This window comes from bacterium, assembly GCA_021371935.1.
Classification (GTDB): domain Bacteria; phylum Armatimonadota; class UBA5829; order UBA5829; family UBA5829; genus UBA5829.
Map to the genome: position 1 here is coordinate 209,427 of JAJFVF010000009.1, position 16,650 is coordinate 226,076.

General features: G+C 49.9%; 13 protein-coding genes. 9 read left to right on the top strand and 4 right to left on the bottom strand.

All coding sequences use genetic code 11. From position 1 onward, the window contains the following. The first annotated feature begins 383 nt into the window (after positions 1 to 383). From LLG46_07380 to LLG46_07415, 8 genes are all read left to right on the top strand, one after another. Complete coding sequence (locus LLG46_07380; protein ID MCE5323122.1) at positions 384 to 1,844, top strand: hypothetical protein; 1,461 nt, start codon at positions 384 to 386, stop codon at positions 1,842 to 1,844. Positions 1,845 to 2,034: 190 nt separating this feature from the next. Further along, complete coding sequence (locus tag LLG46_07385; GenBank protein ID MCE5323123.1) at positions 2,035 to 3,480, top strand: hypothetical protein; 1,446 nt, start codon at positions 2,035 to 2,037, stop codon at positions 3,478 to 3,480. 147 nt (positions 3,481 to 3,627) lie between these two features. After that, on the top strand, positions 3,628 to 5,595 hold the full coding sequence (gene fliD, locus LLG46_07390) for a flagellar filament capping protein FliD (protein MCE5323124.1): 1,968 nt from the start codon (positions 3,628 to 3,630) through the stop codon (positions 5,593 to 5,595). A gap of 47 nt (positions 5,596 to 5,642) precedes the next feature. Then, positions 5,643 to 6,044 carry a flagellar export chaperone FliS gene (fliS, locus tag LLG46_07395; GenBank protein MCE5323125.1) on the top strand — a complete coding sequence of 134 codons (402 nt, stop codon included), beginning with the start codon at positions 5,643 to 5,645 and terminating at the stop codon, positions 6,042 to 6,044. Further along, positions 6,041 to 6,538 (top strand): hypothetical protein, encoded by a 498-nt coding sequence (locus LLG46_07400; protein ID MCE5323126.1) that lies wholly within the window; start codon positions 6,041 to 6,043, stop codon positions 6,536 to 6,538. The genes fliS and LLG46_07400 overlap by 4 nt, the downstream gene beginning before the upstream one ends. Further along, positions 6,535 to 7,713 (top strand): DUF2817 domain-containing protein, encoded by a 1,179-nt coding sequence (locus LLG46_07405; GenBank protein ID MCE5323127.1) that lies wholly within the window; start codon positions 6,535 to 6,537, stop codon positions 7,711 to 7,713. Before LLG46_07400 ends, LLG46_07405 begins: the two co-directional genes overlap by 4 nt. Before the next feature lie 93 nt (positions 7,714 to 7,806). Next, positions 7,807 to 9,084 carry a DUF1015 domain-containing protein gene (locus LLG46_07410; GenBank protein MCE5323128.1) on the top strand — a complete coding sequence of 426 codons (1,278 nt, stop codon included), beginning with the start codon at positions 7,807 to 7,809 and terminating at the stop codon, positions 9,082 to 9,084. A 4-nt stretch (positions 9,085 to 9,088) separates the two neighbouring features. Beyond that, on the top strand, positions 9,089 to 11,047 hold the full coding sequence (locus LLG46_07415) for a glycoside hydrolase family 125 protein (GenBank protein MCE5323129.1): 1,959 nt from the start codon (positions 9,089 to 9,091) through the stop codon (positions 11,045 to 11,047). A gap of 74 nt (positions 11,048 to 11,121) precedes the next feature. On the opposite strand, the gene LLG46_07420 is transcribed toward LLG46_07415, so the two are convergent. From LLG46_07420 to LLG46_07435, 4 genes are all read right to left on the bottom strand, one after another. After that, complete coding sequence (locus tag LLG46_07420) at positions 11,122 to 12,129, bottom strand: zf-HC2 domain-containing protein (GenBank protein ID MCE5323130.1); 1,008 nt, start codon at positions 12,127 to 12,129, stop codon at positions 11,122 to 11,124. A gap of 273 nt (positions 12,130 to 12,402) precedes the next feature. Continuing rightward, positions 12,403 to 13,020: a sigma-70 family RNA polymerase sigma factor gene (locus LLG46_07425; protein MCE5323131.1), complete on the bottom strand. Its 618-nt coding sequence runs from the start codon at positions 13,018 to 13,020 to the stop codon at positions 12,403 to 12,405. Positions 13,021 to 13,032: 12 nt separating this feature from the next. After that, the gene (locus LLG46_07430; protein ID MCE5323132.1) at positions 13,033 to 13,542 is read right to left on the bottom strand and encodes a DUF4446 family protein; all 510 of its coding nucleotides are present in this window, start codon (positions 13,540 to 13,542) and stop codon (positions 13,033 to 13,035) included. A gap of 95 nt (positions 13,543 to 13,637) precedes the next feature. After that, positions 13,638 to 14,750 (bottom strand): alkaline phosphatase, encoded by a 1,113-nt coding sequence (locus LLG46_07435; protein ID MCE5323133.1) that lies wholly within the window; start codon positions 14,748 to 14,750, stop codon positions 13,638 to 13,640. Between the two features lie 112 nt (positions 14,751 to 14,862). Here LLG46_07435 and LLG46_07440 point away from each other — a divergent pair, with 112 nt between their 5' ends. Then, the gene (locus tag LLG46_07440; GenBank protein ID MCE5323134.1) at positions 14,863 to 16,650 is read left to right on the top strand and encodes an ABC transporter ATP-binding protein/permease; all 1,788 of its coding nucleotides are present in this window, start codon (positions 14,863 to 14,865) and stop codon (positions 16,648 to 16,650) included.

The following is a 16,650-nucleotide window of genomic DNA, read 5'->3' on the forward strand; positions in this document are numbered from 1 at the left end:
CAGGGTGGTTGTTGGTGCGTACCTAAGCAATTTAGGCTGGGTAAGCTGCAAGATTGTTTGTGGTTATAGTGGTGTAAACCCATAGTGTTATACAAGCGACTTACCGTGAATTACATGCTCTGATAGTTTATGCTGCGGCAGCGTTTCCATATGTTGGTCCAAACCACCCCAACTTTTTTAAAATTCCTCAAAAAATCGCTAAACCTCTCTAATGTGCCTGTCGATACGTCATATGGATCAAACCCGATGCCGACTCAAAAAATGAGTGTCCAATCCAAGGAAGGAGCGGCCAGGCTGTGTTTGAATCACAAGACTATGGACAAGGCCTGCATAATAATACTGTATAAGCAGGCGGCACATGTTCAAGGAGGAAAATAACAGCGATGTCTATGAGAATAAATCTGAATACGACCGCCCTTACTGCGCAGCGGATGCTGTCTCAGACGGACTCCAAACTGTCAAAGAGCATAGAGCGGTTGTCGTCGGGCTATAGAATAAATTCAGCCGCAGACGATCCAGCCGGGCTTGTTATATCCGAGAAGCTGTCGGCTCAAGTAGGCGGTCTTAACCAGGCTATTGCAAATGCCGGTGATGCCATCAACATGGTAAAGACTGCTGAAGGTGCTTTGACCGAGGTCAGCAGCCTGCTGAGTTCCATGAGAGACCTTGCGGTTGCTGCAGCCAATACCGGCGCAAGTGATGAAGAGTCCGTAGCGGCGGATCAACAGCAGATAATAAACGCCATTAACTCCATAAATAACATCGCCAACGAGACTCAGTTCGGCAACAAAAACCTGCTGGACGGCTCCGCAGGCGTAAAATCAAGTATAACGGGCACAGCCGTCGATGGCGCGAATTTGAATAATGGCGGCCTCAACCTTTCTTCAACGGATTCGCTGAGTATCAGGATCACTCAAGCCGCAGAACAAGCGACACTCGGCACAAAGGCATTCGGTTCAAGTACCACAGCTATCGGCGCAGACGGCAACATTGAGCTGACCGGAGGCAACGGGACAACGGTAATTATTGATTACACATCAGATATGACCGTAAGCGATTTTGCCGATGCCATAAACGCACAATCGGATGATACCGGTGTCACAGCCACTGTCGATACTACAACCGGCACGATCACGTTCACCAGCGATGAATACGGCAGCAACACGACCATTTCCATCGCAGACAGCGAGGGAAACATACTTGCCGGTGGCCTGACGTCCGATTCCGACAGCGGCGTTGATGTCGAAGCGGTCGTAACGAATTCAGCAGGCGAGTTGGTATCGGATGTGACCTGGGACTGCGGAAGCGGCACTGTTTTAAAAGACAGTAATGGTAATGTTATATACCTTACCACAGCCGCTGCGACCACAGATGTCTCAGGCGGTCCGGTTTCATATGACGATCAGTTCAGTATAGTAGACAACTCGTTGATATTCCAAATCGGCGCATACGCGGGTCAGACAAGAAGCATCAGCATCGGAACATGCTCGGCCAGTGGTCTTGGCCTTGGCGCATCATCTCTATTTACCAGCTTGGCAGATATCGACGTCACCACGTCTGAGGGCGCTCAAGAGGCGATCAAGGTATTGGATCAGGCAATCAGCGATGTCTCGACTCTGCGTGCAAATTTGGGCGCAACACAGACGAACGTGCTTGAAAGTAGTTCAAACAGCCTTACAGTTGCTGAAGAAAACATTGCGGCTTCCGAGTCAACGATCAAGGATACCGATATGGCATCGGAGATTTCAAATATGACTCAGCTTCAAATCTTGGAGCAGGCGGGTGTGTCGATGCTTTCTCAGGCGAATCAGATACCGCAAAACATCCTCAAGCTACTTCAATAACCAATTGTGGTGGATAGGTTTCCGGTTAGTGCGCCGGAAACCTGTCCACCAGCAAATGTTTTTATTTTTTCCTCAAAATCTACATTGAGATTCCATGTTCTTTCGTGGAACAAGTCTGTTGGAAGTAAATTCTGGCTACTTCCGAATCGCCAATGGATTGGCGGAATTGTTCAGGGAGGAAGTATAGAACATGGGTTTCTCAGTAAACACAAACAGCACTGCATCGAACACCTATCTGTCTTTGTCTAAGACAGACAGCAAACTGTCGAAGAGCATTCAGCGATTATCTTCGGGTTACAAAATCAACACCGCAGCCGATGATCCGGCAGGGTTGGTTATTTCCGAGAAACTGAAGGCTCAGGTCGGTGGCGTCAATCAGGCTATCACCAATGCGTCAAACGCAACCAACTTGGTAAAGACTGCTGAAGGCGCTCTGACCGAAGTCAACTCTCTTCTCTCATCGATAAGAGACCTTGCCGTAGCGGCGTCAAACGCTGGCGCCAGTGACGAAGAGACGGTCGCGGCCTATCAGACCCAGATCGATAACGCTCTTGAGTCCATTGACAAGATTTCACAGGAGACCCAGTATGGCACAAAGAACCTGCTGGACGGCTCCGCTGGTGTAAAGTCATCCATTACCGGCGAAGCGGTCACGGGTTCCAACCTCAACAGCGGTGGTCTCAACCTTGATACGGATGACTATACGGATATCACCGTCACTCAGGTCGCTCAGCAGGCTACAGTCAGCTCAGCGGCTATCGGCACTGCCACAGAAACGACAGTGGCTCTGACCGGCGAAGGCACATTCGAGCTGACAGGCAGCACGGGTGCCAGCGTTGAGATCGATTACGATACGTCGATGACGATTGGCGACCTTATGGACGCCATCAATGCCAAGACTGATACGACTGGTGTTGCCGCCACATTCGACACAACCACACACGCAGTTGTCTTCACGACCGAAGACTACGGCAGTAATGCTTCGATTGCAATAGCGGACGCCACTGGGAATCTGATGGGTTCCACATCAGTGACCGATGAAGGTCAGAATGTTGAAGCGACCGTAAAGAACAGTGACGGTGAGCTTGTCTCTGACGTTGTGTGGGCATCTGGCAACGGTCTCACACTTAAGGACAGCAATGGCAATACAATCGACATGACCGAGACCGGAGCAACAACAGCTACCGCATATACCACGCAGGTCACGACGAAAGACAATTCACTGACATTCCAGGTCGGTGCATATTCCGGCCAGAGCAGAACAGTCAGTGTGGCTTCGGTATCTTCCAAGGACCTCGGATCAGGTGTGGTCAGCGGTTCCACTCTTGCTGACATCAATGTGACAACTGCCAGTGGTGCGCAGAATGCTCTTGACATCGTTGACAAGGCTATCTCGCAGGTCTCGTCAATCAGAGCAAACCTTGGTGCATTCCAGACCAACACCCTGGATACCACGACAAACAGCTTGTCTGTTGCAGCAGAGAACCTGTCTTCATCGGTGTCTACAATTACCGATACGGACATGGCGACTGAGATCACCAACATGACTCAGTATCAGATATTGGAGCAAGCCGGCATTTCGATGCTTTCTCAGGCGAATTCAGTATCTCAGAACCTGTTGTCCCTGCTTCAATAAACCGATAATATTTGGAGGAGAGCGGTGTTAGCTGCTCTCTTCCAAATATTGCAGAAAAAGCCTGGCGACCGCAAACAAAACCATTTCGTCGCTCGCGGTCGCCGAGCTTTTCAATATAAGTCTGCGAAAAAAGCGAGGGATATTGCCATGTCAAGTAGTATGTCCATATCCGGCCTGATATCGGGGCTTGACACTGACTCCATTATCGAAAAAATGATGGAGTATTATTCGGCCAACAAAACGTCTCTTGAGGCCGAACAGGCCGAAACGGAGAATGAGTTATCTGCCTGGCAGAGCATCAATAGCAGCATATTGTCTGTGCAGACCGCGCTTGAGGCGATCAAAGACGCATCCGATTTCCAGACAAACACCTGCACTTCCAGTGACGATGACATACTCACAGCAAGCGCAGACACGGATGCTGTTCCGGGCACTTACTATATCACTGTAAGCAAGTTGGCCCAGGCGCATCAGGTATCGTCCAATAGCACTTATTCCAGTGTCAATGATGTCGTCGGCACCGGCACAGTATCATTTACATTTGCAGACAGCACGAAGGATTTCAGTATAACGCTGGATGCGAACAATAATACTTTGACCGGTTTGGCAAAGGCGATTAATAAAGCTGATGCAGGTATTGACGCGTCAATTATCAACACCGGCACAAGCGATGATCCCTCCTATCAATTGGTCCTGACTAGTTCGGATACTGGTGCAAGTTCGGTATTTACGGTCAACAGCACTCTTACAGGAGGCACCGACCCCGACCTATCTAATATTGTCCAGACAGGCCAGGACGCCGAACTGAAATATGGATCCGGTGATAATGCTCTTACGGTTATAAAAAGCTCCAACGAGATCGATGACCTCATCAGCGGTGTAAAACTCAACCTAGAGGAAGCCGATGAAAATACCACGGTCAAGGTCAAAGTCACGCGCGATACCAGTACGGTTAAATCGGCCATCGAGAATTTCGTGAGCGTATATAACAGTTTTGTGGACGGTATAAACACTCAGTTAAGCTACGATGCCGACACCGAAACAAGCGGCACTCTTTTGGGTGATTATAAACTGCAGGTAATCCAGAGTCAATTGACCTCTGCCGTCAGCGGAATCGTATCCGGTCTGGATTCCGACATCAAGTCGCTTGCGTCCATTGGCATCACTCATAATACCGACGGAGAGCTTGAGATCGATGACAGTGCTCTCGAAAAAGCTCTCAAGAACAATCTTGATGATGTAACCAAGCTGTTTTCAACAAATGTCGAGTCGGACAGTGCATATGTGACGTATGTCACATCCACGTCGGACACCAAGGCTACGAACAAAGCATGGCAGGTAAATATCACACAGGCTGCCACGCAATCGACCCTCACCTGTGGTTCGGCCATGGGTGATACACTTGAGGTCGATGAAACAATAACAATAGGCGATACCGACATTGATCTGACTGCCGGCATGACGATAGACGAAGTCATCAACGCAATCAACAAATATTCCGAGGATACAGGCGTCACCGTATCAGCGACCGGTTCAGGTGGTACTGGTGAAGGCAGTTACCTGACTTTCAAGAGTGTCAGATATGGTTCATTGAGCAATTTTTCTGTCATAAGCGATACTTCTTGCTCGACCACGGGCAGCACAGGTATAGGGAAAACTCTAATGACTCCGGGCGATGCGGATGGTGAAAGTGGTTCTGGCACCGGCACCGAGGGTGTCGATGTGGAAGGGACCATCAATGGCGCCACCTGCACCGGCAAAGGCAGAGTGCTCACTTGTAAAGATGAGAATAATGATGCTTGTGGTCTTTCGATTCTGGCGACGTCTTCGACAACAATGACGACCAATATAACTTTCTCAAATGGTGTCGGCTCCAAGCTCTATGATCTGATAGAGGATATGACGTCTTCGACCGGCATTATTACCACAGCGCAGGATTCTCTGCAGGACAAGATTGATGAATATGATGATTTAATAGATGACGAGGAAGACAAGATTGAGGCCAAGCAAGAGTCTCTGTATGCTAAATTCACCGCCATGGAGTCGGCGCTTTCAGAGTTGGAGTCTCAGTCGAGTTGGTTGGAGGCTGCATTCAGCAGCAGTAGTGACGATTGATAACATACCTTGAGTAAAAAACGTTAGTGGATCAGGTGTAGTATAAAATGTCCCAAAACGGTTATGCACAATATCAACGCAGTCAGCTTCTTACTGCGTCTCCGGCAAAGCTTCTTTTGGCGTCGTATGATGGCGCCATAAGATTTGCGCGTATAGCATCCGAAAGGATGAAAGAAAAAAACCTCTACGAACAGAACAAGTATATAAATAAAACATTGGCTATCGTGTCGGAGCTTATGTCTACTCTACGCGATGACCTGGACCCTGTTTTCAGCAGCAGGTTGAGGTCGTTGTATTTATATTCGATAAAGAAACTCGCGCAAGCCAATCTGGAGGGTGACCAGGAGGCGCTTGCCGAGGTCATTAAGATATTATCTGATCTACGTGAAGCCTGGGGAAAAGCCGAACAGACTTTGCAGCAGCAGGCGATTGAGGAGGCGGCAGCATGATGGGGCACTCAACATCAAACGAATCCTTAATCTCGCAGTTCAAGGAGTATAAGGCTCTCATAGATGCCAAGAATGAGGGGCTGGACGCGCTGTCGCAGTCGAACAAGTCTCTGCTTCTCGCACTAAAAAATGATCTCACAGACTCCATAAATGTCATTCTCAAGCGGCGCAGCAAGCAGTGCGAGAACATGCATACTTTATGCCGCCGACTGGATGATGATGGCTCTGTCCTGAAATTGGCTCGCGATATTGCCTCCAGTGACGGCGGCGATTTAGGTTGTCTGGCTCGTGATTTGCTGGCTGAGAAGGAAAAGACCGATTTGGCTGCCGAGAAGATCCTTTCGGATCAAATGGCTTGCATTTCGCTTATGAAATCTCGCCTCGAAGCAACCTCAGTGGCGCTCAAGCGGTCCGTGCAAAAGAGAAAACTCATTGCGGCCTATGGCCCTACCAGCGGCCAATCAACCCCCACTTTTCTGGACAAACAGAGATGATTCGCTGGGCGATAACAGCGGTTCTGCTGCTGCTTGCAAGCAGTGTGTCAGCCAATCCCTACGAAGAAGCGATGCACACGGTCCGGGTACTCTCGGACTCTTCGTGCGTCAGGCTGCTGAAGTTCGGAAAGTCTCACTGCGAACGCGATATTCCCGCATTTGTTATATCAAACTTCACCACCTCTGCGCAGGACAAAGCACGAATATTGATATGCTCCGGCCAGCATGGTGACGAGACGGACCCGGTGAAGTCGGTGCTGTCTTTGTGCAAAAACCTTTCCGCAGGCAGTGAGCCTGATCTGCTTAAACGATGCGCGATAATCGTGGTGCCGATGGTCAATCCCGATGGCGTGGCGAACGGCAGGCGTGTTAATGGTGTGGACGCGGACACAAATCGCGACTGGTCCGCCATGACCACACGTGAGACTCTTTATGTGAACAGCATAATTAAGGCTTGGAAGCCGAATCTGCTCATTGACGTTCATAACTGGAACGAACCATCTTCAATTCCCGGAAATGCCATTGAAGTGCCCAGTACAGGTGATGGCGACCGTGATAGCGCAATGGTTGCCATAGCAAGGCAGGCGGGGCATTCAAGTGGTCTGGCTCTTGTCGAATGCCATCCTTATAGTGATAAGAGGCTTTTTCACAGGCATTATTGCTCGTTGGGGTATGCGGCGTATCTTCTTGAGACAAAGGGCGCCGAGCCATATGAGACCAGAGACCGCATCTACAAAACTGCGATCAAGAGCCTGATTACATCCATCGTGCAGAACCGGAGCGGACGATATGTTATGTCTCCGGCTTCGATGCAGTTTCGGCCTGATTACGTAAGCGCATATATTGATCCAATACAAAACAAATCGACCGGCGCCTCATCTATTATGAGTGCATTCATGCTGACAATTGCATGCGTGATCGTCGCTTTTTTGATGAGACCATTTGCCCGCGGCGAACAAGGCGCGTGGTCCAGACGATATACTATGTGTGCGGTCGACCCTGAGATCGGGTCAGAACGTATTTTGCATCGCCATGCCCCTTGCCCAATTACAGCCAGAAGCTGGGTGAACCGACGCCTGCGCTCTCGATATACTCCTGCCGACCCCGAAGACGACAAAGATGCCCCCAACGCCGCCGCCGCTCCGCAGACTGCAGGATATGCTCGCGCATCATAACTGCGCTGTGCATCAGTGCCGTCATATGGTATAATATGCAGGCGGCTGAGCAATGACTGCGGCCGCTTTCAATGCGGAAAATGGAGCTTGCCATTGGCGGAAATATCACCATTCAAAGGAATTCGTTATAACAAGAAATCAGTAGACCTGAACAAAGTCACCTGTCCTCCTTATGATGTCATTTCACCCGAGGAAAAACAGCGATATCTCAATCTTGATCCATATAATTTCGTGCGCCTGATCCTTGGTGAGGATCACAACACCGACAACGATGTGGATAACCGGTTCATTCGTGCCCGAAGCTATCTCGAAGATTGGCTCGAAAAAGGTGTCCTGGTTCAGGATAATGAGCCGTCGATCTATATATATAAACAGGAATTTGAGCGTGGCGGCAGGCTTTGCACAGTATGCGGGCTCACTCTGGCCGTAAAACTGCACGATTATGAGGACGGTGTGATCCTACCTCACGAAAACACGCTTGCAAAGCCCAAGAGTCATCTGGTCCCATTGTTGAGTACAACACGCACGAACCTTGACAGTGTCTATGGTCTTTATGCCGATGAGCATGGTCTGCTGGATGATATGATGAAGTCCGTAATGAGCAGTGAGCCTGACGAAGATGTGCGCGATATCGATGGAGTCCGCCACCTGCTTTGGGTGATGTCCGATCCGACTGAGATACGCAAAGTCGCGGATTTTATAAAGGATCAACCGATTGCGATAGCCGATGGACACCACCGATATGAGACTGCTCTGGCTTATTCAAAAGAATCGCGCAAAGGCAGTTGCTGCTGCGCTGGAAAGTGTGAGCTCGCCTCTGATTATGTTCTGATGACCATCGCAAACGTCTATCAAAAGGACATGACCATTTTTCCGACACACAGAGTGGTCGATAATCTGTCTGATGATTTTCTCACAGGCTTGGATAATCGGCTCACTGAGCTTTTCGATGTCGAGGAGTCGACGAAATCCCGGTTAATAGATGATATGAGCAGCCGTGGAGCCATTGGTATATATCGACCAGGCAGGGCAGTTACCATAAAACTCAAAGGCAATACTGGAACACTGCTTGAGGGCAGTGATGCGAGCCGAAACCTTGAGTTGAACGTGCTTCACAAACTCGTGCTTGAGCGCATGCTCGGGATCGACAAAGACAAGCTGCGAGACCAGACACACATCGTCTATACACGCGATGCCGATGAGGCTATAGACATGGTCGATTCCGGTCGAAAGCAGATGGCATTTCTGCTGAATAACATAGATGTCAGGGCCGTACTGGATATCGCGTCCGCGGGTGAGAAGATGCCCCAGAAAGCGACCTATTTTTATCCCAAACTGCTAAGCGGTCTTGTGCTGCGAAAGATGGACTAGCGAGATGACTATCAGCCGACTGAGCACTGGCAACGAGTATATTTCCATACCTGAGATTCACACCACAAACGGTGGCGTAGGGTGCATCGGTTTCATGCTGCGGGCATACAGAGCGTCCATCGAACTTCACGGCTCCGAAGAAGTTCCCCTTCTCAAACCCGTGATCGAACTTGATGGCGAAGACCTCTTTGAAGAGAACATACAGCATGATTTGTCGTCGTTCTGGATACCCAGGTTCGAAGTATCTTCTCCCCGTTTGAAAGCTTCATCGGTGATATTCGCGCCGCTCGAGCGCAGAGGTTTTGTATGCGTGCTCACACTGCAAAACACATCCGGCGCTGATTTAGATGTAAGGGCTGGATGGAAAGGGTGTTGGAAGTCGAGTTATCACACGGCCAACCTCTCGAAGCTGATGTCGGGTACGAAATATGCCAATATCAGCTCGTGGAAACCCGGAGTGCCGATAGTTGAGTATCGAGGGCACACGCCATTATTTGCGATGGCTTTTGTTTCTGGGAATTGTGTCCCGGCAGTGATTAGCGACCTAGAAAAGCACAAGCAGATCACACAATGGACCGGCGAAAGTCTGACTGCAGCAGCAGGTGTGCCGGTGTGCTATGATCTGATGGACGATTATAAGCTAAAACCGGGCCAATCCTTGGATATTCCGGTCTATATAGGTGTGGGACTGGAAGAGGTATCTGCAATCGCTTCGGCGGAAGAGATGAAAGTACAGAGATGGGACCGGATGCTGCCCAGGCTTATGGCATGGCTCGACAAGCATGTCATTGAGTGTAATGATCCATATTTCCGGCGCATGATGAACGTCAACTCGTTCTATAACTACTTCTATTCACAGGCTATAACGCTGGATACTGAAGAGTTGATCCTGATGACCTCGCGCAGCAGCAGAAACGACACGTGCGCATCGTATCGGGACCGCGATGCCATGCGCTGGTCGCTGCCCGCTGTATTGCAGATCGACTGGCCTCGCGCCCGCAATATGCTGATTTATGCTTTTACAACACAGCTTTCCAACGTGGGGGCACATTCTCGGTTTATCGACGGAATAGTCCTGGAGCCGGGGCTTCAACTGGACCAGTTGTGTTCACCCATTCGTGCGCTCGCTATGTATGTGGAAGTAACCTCCGATATGTCGATCCTTTTTGACAGACGTGTGCAGGCGGGCGTGAATACCATTCAACAGATTCTTGCTGCACAGAGGCACACGGAGGCGGCGCTTTTTGAGACTCTGCTTTTGCCTTCGGGTGATGCTTCAGAGTATCCATATGTCTGTTTTTCCAATGTGCTTGTGTGGCGTTCTCTGTTGGATATCAGCCACATTTATAACCTGATTCGAGACATTGACCGGGCAGAAGAAGCAAAGCTCCTTGCAATGAGTATCAAAGCGGCAATACAGGCAAATTTCATTGTGGATGGCCCGTATGGGAAGATGTATGCCAGCGAAATTGATCTGAAGGGCAATTATCTGCTTGACGATGATGCGACGGGGAGTTTGCAATTGCTCAGCTATCTGGGTTTTTGTTCCCAAGGCGACCAGATATACAAAAATACTGTGAAATGGATTCACTCAGAGCACAATACACTCTCAGGTAAGGGCAATACGTTTGAAGCTCAACTGGCACGTAATGGTCTAGGTCCATCTATTGTCGGTGTGGTTATGGACTTGTTGTCGGGTCGTGAGAGTGAGGGGCTTGATTTTTTGAGGCGCACCACACTTGATGATGAGATAGCATGCAGCGTGGCAGATCCCAAGACTGGTCATGCTCTCAGTGGAATGGCGAACGCAAGTTGTGCAGGTTACCTGGCATTCGGACTGCGCACAGCCCTCAAGGCGACGAGTCCGCAGACGTCGCTGATGGAGCAGAAACGTCGTCCCAGTGAGGCTTTATATCATCCTCCTCCCGAGACGCGTCACGATACCAAAAAGGCCAGGATGTGATTGCGCTAAGCGCAAATAAATGAGGCTGCCTCTTTTGAGACAGCCTCGTTTTAGCAACTGATTGTTCGGTTTACTCAATCTCCAGGTTCTACAAGATAGATAGAAGAGTCCACCGCCTGCCAAGTCATCTTAGCCTGAATGACGCTTCTGTATAGCGCATCTTCCGGCGCACCGTCATTCACGCCTGTGTAGTTGATCTTTTTGTTCAGATCACCGCTTGCCATAATCACTATGCCATAACTTCTCGATATCAGTTTTAGGGCATCATAGATGCTCATATTGTCAATCGACAGCTCCAAGCTTTTCGCAGAAGCGTTTTGGTCAAAGTGTGATGGCAGAAACACATACTCATTATAGTCGTGATGGTTATAGCTCCATCCAACTTTCACAACCCGAGCGCCTATCGATTCGTCCACGCCGATGCGAGTGGTGGAGCACTCGTCCTGCCTGACGTATCCTGTCTGCCATGTACTAATGGCTGCATCTGCATCCGAAACATCATCCGGCATCATATACATACAAAAATATATTGGCCGCTCTTGCTTAGCGGTAAGGCCGAGTTGATATGTGCCGCTATCATCAGGCTTGACGCTTATCGATATTCCTGACTGAGCCACATGATAGCCGGCTTTGGCCTGGCTTATTTTCGGCCCATCACTTCCGTCTCCAACAGTATGATTAACGGCCCTCGGAACACCCAGCCAATCCGCCACTACGGTGGTGGCAGGTGTAAGTCTGAAGACCATCACCATTAAAAGCAGTGCGGCGAAACCCATGGCCGCTGCACGGACCGGCACTCGAATTGTGAGGGCTCTCTGCCAATCCAACTTCCACCATCTTACAGGTGATGGGGTGCGCATTCTCTCACGTTCCACTCGTGCCATAACGGCTGCATGGAAGCCATGCGGGACTTCGACTGCAGGAAGTTCTTCCAACATTACAATTGATGCATGGAATTTCTCATAATTCGCTTTGCACTTGGGGCACTGTGCAAGATGCTGCTCAAAAACCACCCGCAGCGGTGGGTCCATGGTATTTTCCATGTATGCCGAAAAAAGTTCCTGGGCTTTAGTGCATTTCATAACCAGCTTGCTCCGATCAGTAAATATCTCCTGGCAACTATGCAATACTTCCCAAATTTGCATGCGTGCATGCCCAAATGCGTACTCTCCTGCGCAAAAATAAATGCGTACTCTCCTGCGCAAAAATATATGTACGCAAATGCGCACTCCTATCCGCTAAGGCTTGCTCATGATCATTATCAGCCCTCGATCGACAAAATCTGCAGGGATGACACTCCCAGATCAAACAACACGCCTACGCGCTTTGCTATCTACAGTTTCTAGACTTAATAACTATCCGAAAAGTTCCGGCTTGGATTCCAATATTTCTTTGAGTGCGCCTCTGGCACGGTTGAGCCTGGATTTGACCGTCCCGATCGGCAAGTGCAAAATATCTGCAATCTCTTCATAACTGCGGTCATGAAGGTGATAAAGCGTCATTATTATCCGCTGGTAATCGGGCAATGAGTCAATCGCTGCGCGCACAGCTTTGTTGCGTTCCTTGGATTCGGCTATTTCATCCGGCAAGGGGCTTTCATCCTCTATCTGTCGGGAAACGGATGTTTCGTCGAGTTCGATTATTTCGTCGAGCGACACCTGGCGATGGTTTTTAGCTTTTTTGCGTTCATCGAGGTAGACATTGGTGACGATGCGGTAGATCCAAGTGGTGAAATTGGCGTCGCCGCGAAATGTTGAGATCGAGTTGAAGACTCGAACGAAGGCTTCCTGTGCGATATCGTTGGCGTCGTCATAGTTGCCGGCAATACCGTAAGCGAAATTATAGACGCGCTTTTGGAAGTGAGTAACAAGCTCATCGAATGCATTGATGTCGCCGTTCTTGCAGCGGCTGATCAGAGCCTGCTCTTCCGTGCGGCTTACACTCTTTTTGGTTCCGGACGTGTTAAAGAGCACTCCACAACCTCATCAAGCAACCGTGGTCTTTTTTGGACGAACACCGATTGCTCGTTGTTCCTCTTCGGATAATGCGCGTTCACCTTCGCCGTTCGTAACACTCTTAACATACAACCGCGAGTCTTGGCGTCCATACAGACTGCTTATGATTATTCCGGTGTTGTTTGCATCCAGCAAAGAGAGCGCGAAGCTCTGTTCTCCACCCACATCTTCAAACGCATTGAACCTGATAATGTTGGTATTTTGAATGCACTTTTCAATGGCCTGGCCGAGTTCCATCTGCCTGACGTGCACCTCATCCATTTTGTTTCGCAGATCATAGATCAAGGCAGATTGTTCCGATATAGCCTCTGCCAATTCCTCTGCGTTGGCGCCGGAGAGCGTAACGCTTTTGCGCTTAGCCAACCTGGATGTCCGCGAAGACAAGACAATCATATAGCCAAACAAAATCAAGCTGAAAACCAGTAAGCCTATTGACAGATAGGCGTTATATTCCTTTACAAACCCCACGATAACGTGCATCGTGTCCCCCACATTAGTTATTTTCTAAATTATAGCACAGATAGCCGAAAAAAGTGGAAAGCCGGAGTATGCAGCTTTCCACTTCAGTCTTCCCATCAGTTCAGTTTACAGCTCCACAGCTTTGAAAAAATCTTTGGAATTTCAGTGTTGTCATGGACTCCGGCGAAGTATTGCGATCCGGGTCCGTATGCAAATATCGGGACCATATTTGCGGTATGCCCGCCGTAAACCCAACCTGCCATAAACTTGGGATGATCGCCGTCAGGGTTAAGCACGCCCATTCCGCCGGTCTCATGGTCTGCAGTCACAACAACCAGAGTATCTTTATGCGTGCGCGCATAATCCAGCGCCATTTGCACGGTATTATCGAATTCCAGTGTCTGTTTGACGGCATCAGTTGCATTATTAGCATGCTCAAACGAGTCAATCGTGCCGCCCTCGCTCATCAGGAAAAAGCCCTTTTTGTTGTTGTCAAGGCAATCAATGGCGCAAGTCGTCATCTCGCGAAAAGTCGGTTCCGGGCTAAATGCCGTCATGATATCCGGCACGAACAGCCCAAGCACCTTTCCTGAAGAGATGCCCAACAATTCGTCTCTGGTGGTTATGACTTGAAATCCACTTTTTGCTGCTTCAGCCATCAAGTCGCGCCCATCAGTTCTGCCATCACTGGTGTCTGTTTTAAGTGTAAAGTCTTTGCGTCCTCCGCCCATAATAACATCAGCTCCAGAGCTGAGCATCTGAACAGCTATATCGGTTCGCTGGCCGCGGCTGGTCACATGTGATACGAAAGCAGCCGGAGTGGCATCGGTGATGAATTTGGTGCTTACAATTCCGGTAGCCTTACCCGTATCATGTGCGGCTTCAAGTATTGTTCTGAGTCTTTTGCCAGCCGGATCTATGGAAAGCTCACCGTTGTTGGTCTTGACTCCCGTGGCATAAGCTGTTGCGGCTGCCGCTGAATCTGTGACCAGCGCATTTGCTGAGTGAGTTTTGATGAGTCCGATGACTGGCATGGTGTCCATGGCAAGTTGACCATCCTGACCCGGTCCTGCGCAGCGTGCCGCTGTAATGATGCCTATTCCCATCCCGTCGCCGATGAGAAAAACGATGTTCTTTGGCGTATCTGCTGCGTAGCATGAGAGAGAAAAGAGTGCGAGGATGACTACCAACAGTAGTCTGCCGCTGAATGCGGTCTTTGTGCGGTGCATTACTACCTCCAGAGTGATATGCTCTTCGATGGCGGAGCACAAAGCGATCGCGACCCCAAGGGCTCAAGATTATCTTGCCATTCGCCTTGCGGCATGGTAGGATACAAAAGTCATGGACGAACGAAACAAACCCAAAGACAAACGTGCCGCATTCGGCCGGCTTTTAGGTTATCTAAAGCCATATAAAGGTCCTGTAACGATAGGCATTGTCTCGAACATAGGCATTGGGCTGATCGGCCTGATTCCCCCGCTCATCTATGGAAAGCTTATCACCGATCGGGTCATCATGGCAACCGGTCAACCTTTTGGCGGACGAATTCGTCTGTTGATTTTTTCTGTCGCGGCTCTATTGATAATTTACATCAGCAGCGCGATGTTATCGTTTACGCGCGGCTATGTAATGCACGTTTTGGGTGAAAAGATCATCCGTGACTTGCGAAAACAGATGTTTGCGCGGCTGCAGATGCTCTCGGTTTCATATTTCGACTCCCGGCAGACCGGCGAGATTATGTCCCGTGTCACAAATGATACGCAGATGGTCGAAGAGTTCGTAAACCATGCCGCCGACACTCTGGTCTCGGATATCTTCCGACTGCTGGCTATGTGTGCGGTGATGTTTTATCTGTCGAGCCGACTGGCGGTGGTCGCGCTGCTGCCGGTCCCGGTGCTTTTCTTTCTAGCATACAGGTTTGCGCGCCGAATCAGGGGTACCTATCGAGCAGTTCGTGAGAGACTGGCGGAGATAAGCGCGAATGTGCAGGAGAGGATAGGCGGTGTGCGGGTAGTCAAGGCCTTTGCGCGCGAGGATTATGAATATGACAACTTCACGGCGGATGTTAATTCCTATTACGATCAGCGTGTGAAGGCCGTGCGGATGTGGACGAGTTTCTTTCCAAGCGTGGACCTGCTCATTCAGTTCGGCAACCTTGGAATATGGATAGTCGGCGCACTCATGGTAATGCACGGCGGTCTGACACTCGGTTCGATGGTCATCTTCACGTTTTACCTGAGCATGCTCTACCAGCCTGTGGGCAATCTCGCCAGGATCAACGACACCATACAGCGGTCTCTTGCAGCTGCCGAGCGCATATTCGAGGTGATAGACGAGGAGCCTGCAATTGCCGATCCAGATGACTCTATTGATATGCCGCGAATAGAGGGTCGGGTGGAGTTTGACCATGTCGATTTCAGATACGAAGACGGCGAGTACGTGCTCAAGGATATATGCATCAAGGCCGAGCCGGGTCAGATCGTGGCGCTGGTCGGCAGGAGCGGTGCGGGCAAGACGAGTATCGTGAACCTCATCCCGCGTTTTTACGACCCGAGCGCAGGCCGTGTGCTGATCGACGGCATTGATGTCAAAAGTGTCAAACAGACCTCCATCAGGCGCCAGGTCGCGATGGTGCTGCAGGATACGTTTTTGTTCAACGGCACTGTCCGCGAGAACATCCGCTACGGCAAGCTCGATGCGACCAATGAGGAGATTGCCGACGCGGCCAAGGCTGCCAATGCTCATGAGTTTATTGAGGTCATGCCTCAGGGATATGACACGGAAATCGGCGAGCGCGGGATCAAGCTCTCCGGCGGTCAGAAACAGAGACTGGCCATCGCACGTGCTATTCTGGCCGACCCCAGGATTCTAATACTCGACGAAGCGACCAGTTCAGTCGATTCGGAGAGTGAATATCTGATTCATCGAGCTATGGACCGTCTTATGGAGGGGCGCACAACATTCGTCATTGCCCACCGACTTTCGACAGTCAAGCACGCCGATCAGATAATCACGCTCGAACATGGCTGTGTGACCGAGGTTGGCGATCATAAATCGCTTTTGGATCACGATGGCGTCTACTCACAGATGTATGCGATGCAGTTCAGGCTTAACGAGGAGCTGAGCTAG